Annotated in this window: 13 protein-coding genes, 5 tRNA genes and 2 rRNA genes; 17 read left to right on the top strand and 3 right to left on the bottom strand. The window is 44.4% G+C overall.

The window, feature by feature from the left end:
• The 3 genes from ATB74_RS17000 to ATB74_RS16990 form a co-directional block, all read left to right on the top strand.
• Positions 1 to 102 (top strand): 23S ribosomal RNA (locus tag ATB74_RS17000); the annotation flags it as partial.
• A 128-nt stretch (positions 103 to 230) separates the two neighbouring features.
• Positions 231 to 346 (top strand): 5S ribosomal RNA (rrf, locus tag ATB74_RS16995).
• 43 nt (positions 347 to 389) lie between these two features.
• A tRNA-Asp gene (locus ATB74_RS16990) sits at positions 390 to 466 on the top strand.
• Positions 467 to 783: 317 nt separating this feature from the next.
• Here the strand turns inward: ATB74_RS16990 and pssA are convergent.
• Both pssA and ATB74_RS16980 read right to left on the bottom strand, forming a co-directional pair.
• A complete protein-coding gene (gene pssA, locus ATB74_RS16985; RefSeq protein WP_060983727.1) occupies positions 784 to 2,124 on the bottom strand; it encodes a CDP-diacylglycerol--serine O-phosphatidyltransferase in 1,341 nt (446 codons plus the stop codon).
• 91 nt (positions 2,125 to 2,215) lie between these two features.
• The gene (locus ATB74_RS16980; protein WP_060983728.1) at positions 2,216 to 2,647 is read right to left on the bottom strand and encodes a GNAT family N-acetyltransferase; all 432 of its coding nucleotides are present in this window, start codon (positions 2,645 to 2,647) and stop codon (positions 2,216 to 2,218) included.
• A gap of 66 nt (positions 2,648 to 2,713) precedes the next feature.
• Between ATB74_RS16980 and murB the strand changes: the two genes are divergently transcribed.
• The gene (murB, locus tag ATB74_RS16975; RefSeq protein WP_060983729.1) at positions 2,714 to 3,760 is read left to right on the top strand and encodes a UDP-N-acetylmuramate dehydrogenase; all 1,047 of its coding nucleotides are present in this window, start codon (positions 2,714 to 2,716) and stop codon (positions 3,758 to 3,760) included.
• The gene (gene birA / locus ATB74_RS16970) at positions 3,757 to 4,722 is read left to right on the top strand and encodes a bifunctional biotin--[acetyl-CoA-carboxylase] ligase/biotin operon repressor BirA (protein WP_060983730.1); all 966 of its coding nucleotides are present in this window, start codon (positions 3,757 to 3,759) and stop codon (positions 4,720 to 4,722) included. The genes murB and birA overlap by 4 nt, the downstream gene beginning before the upstream one ends.
• A 7-nt stretch (positions 4,723 to 4,729) precedes the next feature.
• On the opposite strand, the gene coaA is transcribed toward birA, so the two are convergent.
• On the bottom strand, positions 4,730 to 5,653 hold the full coding sequence (coaA, locus tag ATB74_RS16965; protein WP_017066910.1) for a type I pantothenate kinase: 924 nt from the start codon (positions 5,651 to 5,653) through the stop codon (positions 4,730 to 4,732).
• Between the two features lie 210 nt (positions 5,654 to 5,863).
• On the opposite strand from coaA, the gene ATB74_RS16960 reads away from it, so the two are divergent.
• The 12 genes from ATB74_RS16960 to rpoB all read left to right on the top strand — a co-directional run bounded on the left by ATB74_RS16960 (position 5,864) and on the right by rpoB (position 15,500).
• Positions 5,864 to 5,939: transfer RNA gene (locus tag ATB74_RS16960), tRNA-Thr, on the top strand.
• A 44-nt stretch (positions 5,940 to 5,983) separates the two neighbouring features.
• Positions 5,984 to 6,068 (top strand) — tRNA-Tyr (locus ATB74_RS16955).
• Positions 6,069 to 6,107: 39 nt separating this feature from the next.
• Positions 6,108 to 6,182: transfer RNA gene (locus ATB74_RS16950), tRNA-Gly, on the top strand.
• Positions 6,183 to 6,195: 13 nt separating this feature from the next.
• Positions 6,196 to 6,271 (top strand) — tRNA-Thr (locus tag ATB74_RS16945).
• A 95-nt stretch (positions 6,272 to 6,366) separates the two neighbouring features.
• Positions 6,367 to 7,551 carry an elongation factor Tu gene (gene tuf / locus ATB74_RS16940; RefSeq protein ID WP_010435158.1) on the top strand — a complete coding sequence of 395 codons (1,185 nt, stop codon included), beginning with the start codon at positions 6,367 to 6,369 and terminating at the stop codon, positions 7,549 to 7,551.
• Positions 7,552 to 7,774: 223 nt separating this feature from the next.
• Entirely contained in the window at positions 7,775 to 8,152 is a 378-nt protein-coding gene (gene secE, locus ATB74_RS16935; protein ID WP_010435558.1) for a preprotein translocase subunit SecE, read from the top strand.
• A gap of 13 nt (positions 8,153 to 8,165) precedes the next feature.
• Positions 8,166 to 8,714 (top strand): transcription termination/antitermination protein NusG, encoded by a 549-nt coding sequence (gene nusG, locus ATB74_RS16930; RefSeq protein ID WP_010435556.1) that lies wholly within the window; start codon positions 8,166 to 8,168, stop codon positions 8,712 to 8,714.
• A 213-nt stretch (positions 8,715 to 8,927) separates the two neighbouring features.
• Positions 8,928 to 9,356 (top strand): 50S ribosomal protein L11, encoded by a 429-nt coding sequence (gene rplK / locus ATB74_RS16925; protein WP_010435555.1) that lies wholly within the window; start codon positions 8,928 to 8,930, stop codon positions 9,354 to 9,356.
• A gap of 4 nt (positions 9,357 to 9,360) precedes the next feature.
• Complete coding sequence (rplA, locus tag ATB74_RS16920) at positions 9,361 to 10,065, top strand: 50S ribosomal protein L1 (RefSeq protein WP_048659214.1); 705 nt, start codon at positions 9,361 to 9,363, stop codon at positions 10,063 to 10,065.
• A gap of 250 nt (positions 10,066 to 10,315) precedes the next feature.
• Positions 10,316 to 10,810, top strand: coding sequence for a 50S ribosomal protein L10 (gene rplJ, locus ATB74_RS16915; RefSeq protein WP_010435550.1), 495 nt, complete (start codon positions 10,316 to 10,318; stop codon positions 10,808 to 10,810).
• 57 nt (positions 10,811 to 10,867) lie between these two features.
• Positions 10,868 to 11,236 (top strand): 50S ribosomal protein L7/L12, encoded by a 369-nt coding sequence (gene rplL / locus ATB74_RS16910; RefSeq protein ID WP_017631516.1) that lies wholly within the window; start codon positions 10,868 to 10,870, stop codon positions 11,234 to 11,236.
• Between the two features lie 235 nt (positions 11,237 to 11,471).
• Positions 11,472 to 15,500 (top strand): DNA-directed RNA polymerase subunit beta, encoded by a 4,029-nt coding sequence (gene rpoB, locus ATB74_RS16905; protein ID WP_017060526.1) that lies wholly within the window; start codon positions 11,472 to 11,474, stop codon positions 15,498 to 15,500.
• The last annotated feature ends 58 nt before the right edge of the window (positions 15,501 to 15,558 follow it).

Below are 15,558 nucleotides of genomic sequence, written 5' to 3'. Positions count from 1 at the left end.
GTCCTAAAGGGTTGTCGTAGACTACGACGTTGATAGGCAGGGTGTGTAAGTGCTGCGCGGCATTGAGCTAACCTGTACTAATTGCCCGTGAGGCTTAACCATACAACACCCAAGGGGTTTTGTGGACTCAAAGACAGACCTTGAATGAGTTTGAAAGAGACTTTTAAATACAGTTTTCCAGATTATTTTGCCTTCAGTTTTTAAAAAACTGAAAGTAAAAGCAAAATTTGCTTGGCGACCATAGCATTGTGGACCCACCTGATTCCATGCCGAACTCAGAAGTGAAACACAATAGCGCCGATGGTAGTGTGGGGCTTCCCCATGTGAGAGTAGGACATCGCCAGGCTTTAAATTTGAACACTTGTCAGCGACGACAAGTATTCCACTGCGGAGTGGTAGTTCAGTTGGTTAGAATACCGGCCTGTCACGCCGGGGGTCGCGGGTTCGAGTCCCGTCCACTCCGCCACTTATTAGAAAAGCCCTGCTAGCAATAGCAGGGCTTTTTTACATTTGAAGAAAAGTGGTTACCCCAGAAGAATGAGCTCCGTTAGGGTTTTGTCCCTAGTGGGCAAATCTGCATTAAGTCCCCTTGCTATTTCGGCACATATTATAAAGCCTAGTTTGACGACTAGGCTTTCGTCGCTTTTGGTGTATGAGCTTCGGATTTTTGTTACAGACCTCATCGCTACCTAACGAGGCGTCTCTCTAGAAATCGGCAGGAGCTGCTAGGCTATCTCGTAGATACAAAAACGCCTAGCGTTTGCTAGGCGTTGATAAAATCGACTACAGTATTTGTTTAAGCACTCTGTCGGCTTTTACACGAGTGATCTTACGAATCAACTTCTGAACTTCCATCGGGTAGCTCTCTATCTTATCCAACTGCTTATAAGTACAGATAAGCTGCGTGTGTTGAAGGATATTATCCACTTCAGCCTGGAACTTGTCTGTTAGGTGGTGGTGGTTATCTTGGATAAAGACACCGTTCTCTAGGTCCAGCTTCCATGCGCGAGGGTTTAGGTTATTACCTGTTAGTAGCATGTAGCGCTTATCGACCCAAATGCCTTTTAGGTGGAAGCTATTGGAATCGTGTTGCCAAAGTCGAATTGATAGATTACGGCTAGCAATATGAGCTTCATTGGCCTTAGCGAAACGACGTAAGTTCAATTCGTAAAGGTATGGCAAACCACCAATCGTTTTAAACTCTTCTTCTGGTGAGATAAAGAAATCATTTGCTGTCTTATCGCCAACAACAATGCTGACCTTTACGCCACGCTTAAGTGCTTTCTTCACTTCTTTAGCTAGACTAGGTGGGAAGTTGAAGTAAGGTGTGCAGATAAAAATTTCATCTTTAGCTTGAGCTACGAGTTGATTGATTCCCTGATTTAGACGGTTACGTCTCTTACCGATACCAACCAATGGTGTAACAGCAACTTGATCTGCTGAAACCTCTTGACCATCGAATTGATACTGAGATCTTGCCAATGATGCACGAAATTGACGAATCGCTGGTTTCAGTTCTTTGGTTACCGGCTTATTCTTATCAGCCAAGTCATAAACAGCGCTGTCCGCAACCATCTGTTCGTGTACGTAGGTAAACATCGAGTCCGCAAGCGCTGCGTTGTTTAAAACGTGGTAACGATCAAAGCGATAGCGGTCATGGTAATTCAGGTAGATATTGTTAAGGCTTGCACCGCTGTATATCACGCTGTCATCGACGATAAAGCCTTTTAAGTGCAATACGCCAAAGACTTCTTTGCCGCGAACTGGAATGCCATAGACAGGTACAGAGTGCTGATATTTTTCTGCAAACTCTTTATACATGGCAGCATTGCCTTCAGAAGACTCTGCACCAATCAATCCACGCTGCGCTCGGTGCCAATCGACACAAACGCTTACGTCTAATTCTGGATTCTTTTGCTTTGCTTCATATAAGGCAGTTAGGATCTCACGGCCAGCCTCATCATCTTCAAGATACAAAGCGACTAAACTAATACGAGTCGTTGCGCGAGATATCTCATCAAGTAGGCGAATTCGAAACTCTTGCGCTGATAGTAGTACTTCAAACTTGTCAGGATTCTGCGCTATGGTTGGCAACTGTATGAATGGATTCCTACTGGCAATCATATTGACTGTTTTACCTTAAAAATATGCAAAATTGCGAACCTTTAATTTTACCAAAGGGATAGCACCAAATACTAGATAATCGAGGCATTCTCTAACAATTTTGCTGATAATGCATAGGAATGAGATCTTTTCCGCTATTCGAATAGCGCTCGTATAAAACTCTTAATCCATTTGGCAGATCTTTAGGGTCTACTCGTACGAATTCATGTCGCGCGTAAAAATTGGTGAGATGAGCGTAAGCAAAGCAGTAATCGTCTTCCGTAAGCGTATGTTGCGCACAATAATCCATAAGCTGCGAGCCTAATTGCTTGCCGCGATGTTGTTTTGATATCGCCATACCGGTAAGTAAGCGATTATTTTCTATTGTACGAAAACGCACGACTCCGCACAGTTCGTTATCCAGTAATAAAGAATAGATCAGTTCACTTTTATTCGCTTTTCCCGTTGGGTAATGTTCTTTATAGAAACGTTTAACTAGGGGAACCTTTACTGGGTCTAATTGAGTAATGATGACATTGTTCATTCAGTCACTGCGCCATTGGTTTATCTGCTGTAGAATGACCGCAGTGTAAGTTAATTGAATATCGCCATGCAATTCCATCTCAATGCTAGTTTAAAAAATGTTCATACTTTTTCCATCGTTCAGACGTGTGATGCGTTGGTTGAAGTAACCACTACCGAAGAACTGATTTCGCTTTACAAAGACCCTAAATGGTCAGCTTTACCTAAGTTGATACTGGGTAAGGGCAGTAATATGCTTTTTACTGAGCACTTCGCAGGCCTGGTCATTGTGAATAAATTAGCCGGGATTGAGTTGACCGAGACTGACAGTCACCACCTATTGCATGTAAGTGGTGGGGAGGATTGGCCAAGCTTAGTTGAGTGGAGTGTGGATAAAGGGCTTGGTGGGCTAGAAAATCTAGCAATGATACCCGGATGTTCAGGCTCTGCTCCGATTCAGAATATTGGTGCGTATGGTGTTGAGCTGCAAGACGTATGCGGGTATGTCGATATCCTGTGCCTGGATACTTATACAGTTAAGCGATTAAGCAAAGAAGAGTGTCTCTTTGGTTACCGAGATTCTATTTTCAAACATGCTCTCTACGGTAAAGCGATTGTTGTTGCGATTGGTTTAACGTTGCCTAAAGAGTGGCAGCCATGTAATCACTATGGTCCGTTGAAAAGCCTAGCAGCCGATAGTCTCTCTCCTCGTACTATCTTTGATGAAGTGTGTGCTATCCGTTCAAGTAAGCTGCCAGACCCTAGAGTACAAGGGAATGCGGGCAGCTTCTTTAAAAATCCTGTGATCACCAAAGATCATTTTGATCGCCTGTTAGCTCTATACCCAAACATTGTCGGTTATGAGAGTAATGACATGATCAAAGTCGCTGCTGGTTGGCTGATTGATCAGTGCCAGTTCAAGGGCGTGATAGAAGGTGGTGCTCAGGTTCACCCCAATCAAGCATTGGTTATCATCAATTATGATGAGGCTTCTGCTGTGGATATCCTTAAGCTTGCAGAGCGAGTGCGTCAGTCCGTCTTGAAAAAATTCGATATTCGATTGGAACATGAAGTACGTTTTATGGGACGAGACCGTGAGACAAACCTAGATAAGGCTTTGGAGTCACTGACATGAGAGAACACAGTACCAAGCTAGCGCTATTGAGATGTCTTGCTGACGGTGAGTTTCATTCAGGTGAAGACCTAGGTGAAATGATAGGTGTATCACGAGCGGCTGTCAGTAAGCACATTAAAGGTATTCAAGAGTGGGGTTTAGATATCTACCGAGTACAAGGCAAGGGCTACAAGCTAGCAAGCTGTTTAGATATGCTTGACCAAGAAAAATTGTCTGCAGTTAGTAGTGATGCTTCTCTTGAGCTCATTCCAATCATAGGTTCTACAAACCAGCATCTATTAGAGCGAACTAACACCCTCGAATCGGGTTCTGTTTGTATTGCTGAATATCAAGCTGCAGGACGTGGACGCCGTGGACGAGAGTGGGTATCGCCATTCGGTGCAAACCTCTATCTTTCAATGTATTGGAGACTCGACGCAGGGATGGCTGCCGCAATGGGCTTAAGCCTTGTGGTTGGTGTCGCTGTTGTTGAAGCTTTGGAAGAAATGGGCGTAGAAGGTGTAAAGCTTAAATGGCCGAACGACCTTTACCACAATGATAAGAAGCTTGCAGGTATCTTGGTCGAGCTGTCAGGACAGTCTGGTGGCGCTGCGCATATTGTGATTGGTTTAGGGTTAAACCTATCCATGGATCCGACAACATCAGGTATCGGCCAGCCATGGACTTCTCTTAAAGAAGTGTGTGATGGGAAGGTGCCTGACCGTAATCAGTTAGCGCAGGCTCTGATTAATGCCTGGGATAAATCTCTTGTCGATTATGAGCAGAAAGGGATGTCCAATTTTGTAGAGCGTTGGAACCGCTTGGATAATTTCTTAGGCCGCAATGTTAGGTTGATCATTGGACCTAGAGAAATTGAAGGTGTTGTTCAAGGCATCGATGAACAAGGTGCTGTATTACTCAAAACTGAGAATGGTGTCGAGAGCTATATTGGCGGAGAGATATCGCTAAGAAAAGGCGATTAAGGCGTTACTACTTTCTTAGTAACACTTCTTCAACCATATGATCGGCGCCTTTACGTAGAATCAAGTGAGCCCTTTCTCGTGTAGGAAGAATATTTTGTTCTAGGTTCAAGCCATTAATTGAACTCCAGATACCTTCAGCTTTATCCAATGCGGCTTGGTTCGATAATTTCGTGTAATGACTAAAGTAAGAGCCAGGCTTAGTAAACGCGCCATCGCGGAACTTCATAAAACGATTAACGTACCACTCTTTAATTTGCTGGCTATCCGCATCGACATAGAGTGAAAAATCAAGGAAGTCTGAAATAAACACACGATGTGGTTCGTGTGGATAATTCATTCCAGTTTGTAAAACATTAAGCCCTTCAATAATAAGTACATCTGGTAGGTCGACGCACTTAACATCATCAGTAATGTTGTAAGTTAGGTGTGAGTATACAGGTGCAGTGACATTTCGTTTGCACGCCTTCACATCCGAGACAAAGTTCACTAGACGCTTGATGTCGTAAGACTCAGGGAAGCCTTTCTTACTCATCAACCCTTTCTCTTCTAACACTTCATTCGGATACAAAAAGCCATCGGTTGTTACTAACTCAACTTTTGGATGGTTCTCCCAACGAGAGAGTAGGGCTTTAAGCAGACGCGCAGTGGTACTTTTGCCAACGGCTACGCTACCCGCAATACCGATGATAAAAGGTGGCGCTTTCTCTTTCTTATCTAGAAATTGGTGGAGTACCGAGTTTCTATTCTGTCTGGCTGCCACATAGAGGTTCAATAGACGAGATAGTGGTAGATAGATCTCTACTGCCTCTTCCATTGTGAGCTTTTCATTGATGCCTTGAAGCTCCTTTAAGTCGCTCTCAGAAAGTGTCATCGGAACTAAATTCCTTAGCTCAGACCAACGTTCGCGGTCAAATGACATAAATGGGCTCATACAAAACTCTATAGTGGATAACAAAACAAGTGCATGGAAAATACATCAAGCGATAGATAAATAAAATATCTTCCTGTACTAGATGTGGGTTAAAGACGTAAACCTTGAGCTAAATAGCCGTATGTAGGAGTTTGGTGAGAGAATTTTGCACTTTTTTTCAATTTCCTATTGCAAGGTGGAAAATCATTCAATAAAATGCGCCCCACTTGTGCCGACTTAGCTCAGTAGGTAGAGCAACTGACTTGTAATCAGTAGGTCACCAGTTCGATTCCGGTAGTCGGCACCACTTTCTCCCTTCCTTTAAGGCAAGCGAGAGAAAGCTCAAAATTTGGAGAGGTTCCCGAGTGGCCAAAGGGAGCAGACTGTAAATCTGTTGGCACTGCCTTCGATGGTTCGAATCCGTCCCTCTCCACCATATTCTAAAGGTTAAATAGCTCAAACAGAGTTACGTGTTGCGTGCATCGTATAATGGCTATTACCTCAGCCTTCCAAGCTGATGATGCGGGTTCGATTCCCGCTGCACGCTCCAACTCATTTTGTGTGCTGATATAGCTCAGTCGGTAGAGCGCACCCTTGGTAAGGGTGAGGTCCCCAGTTCGACTCTGGGTATTAGCACCAGTCTAAAGCTTCTTCTCCTTTAATTAAGAAAACCATTTTTTTTGGTTGCGTGGTCTTATTTTAAGCCACCTAATCCGTACCTAGAGGGACACCCCATGTCTAAAGAAAAATTTGAACGTACGAAACCGCACGTAAACGTTGGTACTATCGGCCACGTTGACCACGGTAAAACAACTCTAACTGCTGCTATCTGTACTACTCTTGCAAAAGTATACGGCGGTGTTGCTAAAGATTTCGCATCTATCGATAACGCTCCAGAAGAGCGTGAGCGCGGTATCACAATCGCAACTTCTCACGTTGAGTACGACACTCCAGCACGTCACTACGCACACGTAGACTGTCCAGGACACGCGGATTATGTTAAAAACATGATCACTGGTGCTGCACAAATGGACGGCGGTATCCTAGTTGTTGCTGCGACTGACGGCCCTATGCCTCAAACTCGTGAGCACATCCTACTTGGTCGTCAAGTTGGTATCCCTTACATCATCGTATTCATGAACAAATGTGACATGGTTGATGACGAAGAGCTACTTGAGCTAGTTGAGATGGAAGTTCGTGAACTTCTTTCTGAATACGACTTCCCAGGTGATGACCTACCAGTTATCCAAGGTTCTGCACTTGGCGCACTAAACGGCGAGAAGCAGTGGGAAGACAAGATCGTTGAGCTTGCAGAAGCACTAGATTCTTACATTCCTGAGCCAGAGCGTGCAGTTGACCAACCGTTCCTACTACCAATTGAAGATGTATTCTCAATCCAAGGTCGTGGTACTGTTGTAACTGGTCGTATCGAGCGCGGTATCCTACGTGTAGGTGACGAAGTAGAAATCGTTGGCATCAAAGAGACTACTCTTACTACTTGTACTGGTGTTGAAATGTTCCGTAAACTGCTTGACGAAGGTCGTGCAGGTGAGAACGTTGGTGCACTTCTACGTGGTACTAAGCGTGATGACGTTGAACGTGGTCAAGTACTTTCTGCGAAAGGTTCTATCAACCCACACACTAAGTTTGAGTCTGAAGTATACGTACTTTCTAAAGACGAAGGCGGCCGTCACACACCTTTCTTCAAAGGTTACCGTCCACAGTTCTACTTCCGTACAACTGACGTAACAGGCGATATCACTCTACCTGAAGGCGTAGAAATGGTAATGCCAGGTGACAACGTTCAAATGACTGTTGAGCTAATCGCTCCAATCGCAATGGACGAAGGTCTACGTTTCGCAATCCGCGAAGGTGGCCGTACAGTTGGTGCTGGTGTTGTAGCTAAAATCTTTGCATAAGATTTGACGAACCACTAGTAAAAAGGGCATCATTTGATGCCCTTTTTCTGCGCTAAAAAAAGAGTTGGATGTTTTGACATCGATTTTTGCTCTTAGCAAAGAATTAAACGGTCTTTTTGACTAAAATGACTGTTAGATGTGTTGTTTTGCAACGCAAAGGAATGTGCCCTGCAACAGCGGGGTTATTGTCGTCTATATTTAAGACTTATCACAGGTTGGTTTTATGAAAGCAAACGCTGAAACTCCTGATAGCTCAGGTGCAGCAGATACAATGAAGTGGATTGTCGCTTTTGTTCTGTTGGCTGCTGCTGTTGTGGGTAATTACCTGTATGGTGAATTGTCTGTTGTAATTCGCGCTGCAGGTGTAGTTGTGCTGATTGCTGCCGCACTAGGCGTTGCAGCAACAACAACTAAAGGTAAAGCTGCGATCGATTTTGCAAAAGAATCTCGTATGGAGATTCGTAAAGTTGTTTGGCCTACTCGCCAAGAAACTATGCAAACTACATTGATCGTTTTAGCTGTATGTATTGTTATGTCTCTAGTGCTTTGGGGAATTGACGGCATCATGGTCCGTCTAGTTTCTCTAGCAACTGGAGTGTAGAGGGTTCTGATTCATGAGTGAAGCTCCAAAAAAACGTTGGTATGTAGTTCAAGCCTTTTCTGGCTTTGAAGGTCGTGTTGCACAGTCGCTACGCGAGCATATTAAAATGCACAACATGGAAGAACTATTTGGCGATGTGCTAGTACCTACTGAAGAAGTAGTGGAAATGCGTGCTGGGCAACGTCGTAAAAGTGAACGTAAATTCTTCCCTGGCTACGTATTAGTTCAAATGATCATGAATGATGAATCATGGCACTTAGTACGCAGCATTCCGCGTGTTATGGGCTTCATTGGTGGTACCTCTGATCGTCCTGCACCAATCACTGATAAAGAAGCTGATGCTATCTTGAACCGTCTAGAGAAAGCGAGCGAGTCTCCACGTCCTAAGACAATGTTCGAAGCGGGTGAAGTGGTTCGTGTGAACGATGGTCCATTTGCTGACTTTAACGGTACTGTTGAAGAAGTAGATTACGAGAAAAGCCGCATTAAGGTATCTGTATCGATCTTTGGTCGTGCAACACCGGTTGAGCTTGAATTTGGTCAGGTTGAAAAACTGGACTAAAACTCTGACCTTTGAGCAAGCTGTGGATAAATACTTCATAAGTTGTTCAAAATAAAAGAGTATAAAAAATCACCTTTTTAGGGTTGTTAAAGGCGCGAATTATGATTATAATTTCGCGCCTTTTTGCTTCTGTTGAAGTGAAAGAGAGTTAATTGAATTTATGGGGAGCTCGCCTTGCGGCTAGCGTATGTACCCAAAATATTAGGAAATATCATGGCTAAGAAAGTTGAAGCTTATATCAAACTGCAAGTTGCAGCTGGTATGGCAAACCCAAGTCCACCGGTTGGTCCTGCTCTAGGTCAACACGGCGTGAACATCATGGAATTCTGTAAAGCGTTCAACGCAAAAACAGAATCTGTTGAGAAAGGTCTACCTACTCCAGTAGTTATTACTGTTTACAACGACCGTTCTTTCACGTTCGTAACTAAGACTCCACCTGCTGCTGTTCTTCTTAAGAAAGCTGCTGGCGTTAAGTCTGGTTCAGGTCGTCCAAACACTGAGAAAGTTGGTACTGTAACTGACGCTCAAGTTCAGGAAATCGCAGAAACTAAAGCTGCTGATATGACTGGTGCTGACATCGAAGCAATGAAGCGTTCTATTGCTGGTACTGCTCGTTCAATGGGCCTAGTGGTAGAGGGATAAGATCATGGCTAAACTTACTAAGCGTATGCGCGTAATCCGCGACAAAGTTGACGCGACTAAAGAATACGAAATCAACGAAGCTGTTGCTCTTCTTAAAGAACTAGCTACTGCTAAATTCGTTGAGTCTGTAGATGTTGCTGTTAACCTAGGCATCGATGCTCGTAAATCTGACCAAAACGTTCGTGGCGCAACTGTGCTACCTCACGGTACTGGCCGTGACATCCGCGTTGCTGTGTTCACTCAAGGTGCAAACGCAGAAGCAGCTAAAGCAGCTGGCGCAGATATCGTTGGTATGGAAGATCTTGCTGAGCAAGTGAAAAAAGGCGAAATGAACTTCGACGTTGTTGTTGCTTCTCCAGATGCAATGCGTGTTGTTGGTCAACTAGGTACAATCCTAGGTCCACGCGGCCTTATGCCAAACCCTAAAGTTGGTACTGTAACTCCTAACGTTGCTGAAGCGGTTAAGAACGCTAAAGCTGGTCAGGTTCGTTACCGTAACGACAAGAACGGCATCATCCACACTACTATCGGTAAAGCATCTTTCGAAGCTAACCAGCTTCAAGAGAACCTAGAAGCTCTTCTAGTTGCTCTTAAGAAAGCTAAGCCTTCTTCAGCTAAGGGTACTTACCTGAAGAAAGTAAGCATCTCTACTACGATGGGTGCTGGTGTTGCTGTTGATCAAGCTAGTCTTGACACTCAAGCAAACTAATTTGCTTAGGTGCAGATTTAGTGTATACTTCTGCGCCTAATATTTGTGGTTGGGTGGTTTTAAAGCAATTTGAAATCATCTATCCCAAGACCGTAGGCGCTGTCGATTTTCATTAGATTATTGATAGCTTAATAAAACCTACGTAGGCGATGTTGTGGTTTGAAGTGAATTTATTCATTTTTAAATAACATCGTAAACGCTCATTACATTTTGTATTGAGTGCTGTAATCACAACCAGAGGTTAATCCAAATGGCTTTAAATCTTCAAGACAAAAAAGCAATTGTTGCTGAAGTCAACGAAGCTGCCAGTGGTGCACTTTCTGCAGTTGTAGCTGATTCTCGTGGCGTTGAAGTTGGCGCAATGACTTCTCTACGTAAACAAGCTCGCGAAGCGGGTGTTTACATGAAAGTTGTTCGTAACACACTAGCACGCCGTGCGGTTCAGGGTACAGACTACGAGTGTCTAGTAGACACTTTCACTGGTCCAACTCTGATCGCATTCTCTAATGAGCACCCAGGTGCTGCAGCGCGTCTTTTCAAAGACTTCGCTAAAGAGAATAAAGATTTCGAGATCAAAGCTGCTGCATTTGAAGGCGCAGTTACTGATGCTGAAGTACTAGCGACACTACCAACTTACGACGAAGCTATCGCACGCCTAATGATGTGCATGAAAGAAGCTTCTGCTGGCAAGCTGGTTCGTACTATCGCTGCTGTTCGCGACCAAAAAGAAGAAGCTGCGGCATAAGCCTTGCTTTTCACTGGTTGCTATTTAAACTTATTGTTGACTTAAAAGAGAATTGTTATGTCTATTACTAACGAGCAAATCCTAGACGCAGTTGCAGAAATGTCTGTAATGCAAGTTGTTGAGCTTATCGAAGCTATGGAAGAGAAATTCGGCGTTACTGCAGCTGCTGCTGTTGTAGCTGGCGGCGCAGCTGGCGGCGACGCTGCTGCTGAGCAAACTGAATTCGACGTTATCCTAACTGCTGCTGGCGCTAACAAAGTACAAGTTATCAAAGCTGTACGTGGCGCAACTGGCCTAGGTCTTAAAGAAGCTAAAGGTCTTGTAGACTCAGCTCCTGCAGCGCTTAAAGAAGGCGTTGACAAAGCTGAAGCTGAAGCTCTTAAAGCACAGCTAGAAGAAGCTGGCGCTTCTGTTGAAATCAAGTAATTATTACTTAATTTCTTAGCCGCAAGGCTAATGGCTGGTGGTTTATTAACCACCGGCCTTTTTGCGCTGTAGGGCTATGACGAATTTTCCGCTGTTTAACCGTCATAATCCGAGCAAAAAAACAGTCATTTTTTCGAAATGATTGTTCACTACAGTAAACAGCTGTTTGTCACCGCCCCCTCTTGAAGAGTGTTTTGGGTGGTTTGGGTCACTTATCAGCGAGCTGAGGAACCCCATGGTTTACTCTTATACCGAGAAAAAGCGCATCCGTAAGGATTTTGGTACTCGTCCACAAGTTTTGGACATTCCATACCTGTTATCGATCCAGCTTGATTCTTTCGACAAATTCATCGAACAGGATCCAGAAGGTCAATACGGTCTTGAAGCTGCTTTCCGTTCTGTATTCCCAATTCAGAGCTACAACGGCAATTCTGAGCTGCAATACGTTAGCTACCGTCTTGGTGAGCCAGTTTTTGACGTTAAAGAATGTCAAATCCGCGGTGTTACTTACTCAAAGCCACTACGCGTAAAACTACGTCTAGTTATCTTTGATCGAGATGCACCAGCAGGTACTGTAAAAGACATTAAAGAACAAGAAGTCTACATGGGCGAAATTCCGCTTATGACAGACAATGGTACTTTCGTAATTAATGGTACCGAGAGGGTTATCGTATCCCAGCTGCACCGAAGCCCAGGCGTGTTCTTCGACAGTGATAAGGGTAAGACCCACTCATCAGGTAAAGTTCTTTATAACGCACGTGTAATTCCTTACCGTGGCTCATGGTTAGACTTTGAGTTCGATCCTAAGGATAACTTATTCGTACGTATCGACCGTCGTCGTAAGCTACCAGCATCGATTATTCTTCGTGCACTTGGTAAATCGACTGAAGAGATCCTAGATCTGTTCTTCGACAAAGTGAACTTCGAAGTGAAAGACCAAACTCTTCTTATGGAGTTGGTTCCTGATCGTCTACGTGGTGAAACTGCGTCATTCGACATCGAAGCAAACGGCAAAACTTACGTTGAGACTGGTCGTCGTGTTACTGCTCGTCATATCCGTCAACTTGAAAAAGATGGCGTTGAGCACATCGAAGTACCAGTAGAGTACATCGTTGGTAAAGTTGCATCTAAAGATTACATCAATGAAGCAACTGGCGAGATCATCGTTGGCGCGAACCAAGAGATTAGCCTAGAAGCACTTGCTAACCTGTCTCAAGCAGGTCACAAGGCTCTACAAACTCTGTTCACGAATGACCTAGATCACGGTCCATTCATGTCAGACACTCTACGTGCAGATAGCACAGTAGATCGCATCTCTGCGTTGGTAGAAATCTACCGCATGATGCGTCCTGGCGAGCCACCAACGAAAGAAGCTGCAGAGTCTCTATTCGAAAGCCTATTCTTCTCTGAAGAACGTTACGACCTATCAACTGTAGGCCGTATGAAGTTCAACAGCTCTATCGAGCGTGAAGAAGAAGAAGAGCGCGGTACTCTGGATGAATCAGACATCATCGAAGTGATGAAGAAACTGATTGGTATCCGTAACGGTATTGGTGAAGTGGACGATATCGACCACCTTGGCAACCGTCGTATCCGTTCTGTAGGTGAAATGGCAGAAAACCAATTCCGTGTTGGTCTAGTTCGTGTAGAACGTGCCGTTAAAGAGCGCCTAAGCCTTGGTGACCTTGATGCAATCATGCCTCAAGATCTTATCAATGCTAAGCCGATCTCTGCTGCAGTTAAAGAATTCTTTGGCTCTTCACAGCTTTCACAGTTCATGGACCAAAACAACCCATTGTCAGAAGTTACGCACAAACGTCGTATCTCTGCTTTAGGTCCTGGTGGTCTTACTCGTGAGCGCGCAGGCTTCGAAGTACGTGACGTTCACGTAACTCACTACGGTCGTCTATGTCCGATCGAAACGCCTGAAGGTCCAAACATCGGTCTAATTAACTCGCTATCTGCGTTTGCACGTTGCAACGATTACGGTTTCCTAGAAACTCCGTACCGTCGTGTAGTAGATGGTGTAGTAACAGAAGAAGTTGATTACCTGTCTGCAATCCAGGAAGGTCAATTCGTAATCGCGCAAGCAAACACCATTCTTACTGAAGAAGGTACGTTTGCAGATGAGCTAATCACAGCTCGTCAAAAAGGTGAATCTGGTCTTCACCCACGCGATCACGTTGACTACATGGACGTTGCGACAAACCAAGTAGTATCTATCGCTGCTTCGCTTATCCCGTTCCTAGAACACGATGATGCGAACCGTGCATTGATGGGTGCCAACATGCAACGTCAAGCTGTACCAACACTTAAGGCTGATAAGCCTCTTGTAGGTACAGGTATCGAACGTAACATCGCAGTTGACTCTGGTGTTACAGCGGTTGCTAAACGTGGTGGTCAAGTTCAGTCTGTAGACGCTTCTCGTATCGTAGTTAAGGTTAATGAAGATGAATTGGTACCTGGCGAAGCTGGTATCGATATCTACAACCTAACTAAGTACACGCGTTCGAACCAAAACACATGTATTAACCAACGTCCAACTGTACTTCCTGGTGAACCAGTTGCACGCGGCGATGTTCTTGCTGATGGTCCTTCAACAGACCTTGGTGAACTAGCTCTTGGCCAAAACATGCGTATCGCATTCATGCCTTGGAACGGTTACAACTTCGAAGACTCGATCTTAGTATCTGAGCGCGTAGTTCAAGAAGACCGTTTCACGACAATCCACATCCAAGAACTATCTTGTGTGGCTCGTGATACTAAGCTGGGTTCTGAAGAGATCACAGCTGATATTCCAAACGTAGGTGAGTCTGCTCTGTCTAAACTAGACGAGTCAGGTATCGTTTACATTGGTGCTGAAGTTAAGGGTGGCGACATCCTAGTTGGTAAAGTAACCCCTAAAGGTGAAACTCAACTGACTCCTGAAGAGAAGCTACTACGTGCTATCTTCGGTGAGAAAGCATCTGATGTTAAAGATACTTCTCTACGTGTACCAAACTCTGTTTCGGGTACTATCATCGATGTACAAGTCTTCACTCGCGATGGCGTAGAGAAAGACAAGCGCGCACTTGAAATCGAACAGATGCAGCTTAAAGAAGCTAAGAAAGACCTAACTGAAGAGTTCCAAATTCTTGAGGGTGGCCTTCTTAACCGTGTTAAAGCTGTACTTCTGTCTGGTGGTTACTCTGAAGCTAAGCTTGATACTATCGGTCGTAAGCAATGGCTAGAGCAAGTTCTAGAAGACGATGCGCTACAAACACAGCTTGAGCAACTTGCTGAGCAGTGGGATGAGCTAAAAGCAGACTTCGATAAGAAGTTTGAAACTAAGCGTCGTAAAATCACTCAAGGTGATGATCTAGCGCCTGGCGTTCTTAAGATTGTTAAAGTTTACCTAGCGGTTAAACGTCGTATCCAGCCTGGTGATAAGATGGCCGGTCGTCACGGTAACAAAGGTGTAATCTCTAAGATTAACCCTGTTGAAGACATGCCATACGATGAGAAAGGTCAGCCTGTAGACATCGTACTTAACCCGCTGGGTGTACCATCGCGTATGAACATCGGTCAGATCCTAGAAGTTCACTTAGGTTTGGCTGCGAAAGGTATCGGTGACAAGATCAACCAAATGGTTAAGGAACAACAAGAACTGCATAAGTTCCGTGAGTTCCTACAGAAGGTTTACGATCTTGGTGATACTCGTCAGAAAGTTGATATTGCTGAACTGTCTGATGATCAAGTTCGTACACTGATCAAGAACCTACGTGGCGGTCTACCGATTGCTACTCCTGTGTTCGACGGTGCTTCTGAGTCTCTAATCAAAGAACTACTTAAACTGGGTGATCTGCCAGAATCTGGTCAGCTTAAACTGTTTGATGGTCGTACTGGTGATTCGTTTGAGCGTCCTGTAACTGTTGGTTACATGTACATGCTGAAACTGAACCACTTGGTTGATGACAAGATGCATGCTCGTTCAACTGGTTCTTACAGCCTAGTAACTCAGCAACCACTTGGTGGTAAAGCTCAGTTCGGTGGTCAGCGTTTCGGTGAGATGGAAGTATGGGCACTAGAAGCATACGGTGCTGCATATACTCTACAAGAAATGCTAACAGTTAAGTCAGATGACGTTAACGGCCGTACTAAGATGTATAAGAACATCGTAGACGGTAACCATAGCATGGAACCTGGTATGCCTGAGTCGTTCAACGTACTGTTGAAAGAGATTCGCTCGCTAGGTATCAACATCGAGCTAGAAGACGAAGAGTAATCCCTCCTCTTTTTAAAAGAAGATAGGATTATTTGGTAAAAGGGAGCTTGCTACAGCA

Origin of the sequence: Vibrio splendidus (assembly GCF_001557875.1) — a bacterium.
Classification (GTDB): domain Bacteria; phylum Pseudomonadota; class Gammaproteobacteria; order Enterobacterales; family Vibrionaceae; genus Vibrio; species Vibrio splendidus_F.
Note: the sequence above shows the minus strand (reverse complement) of the source record. Positions and strands in the feature narration are given on the sequence as shown.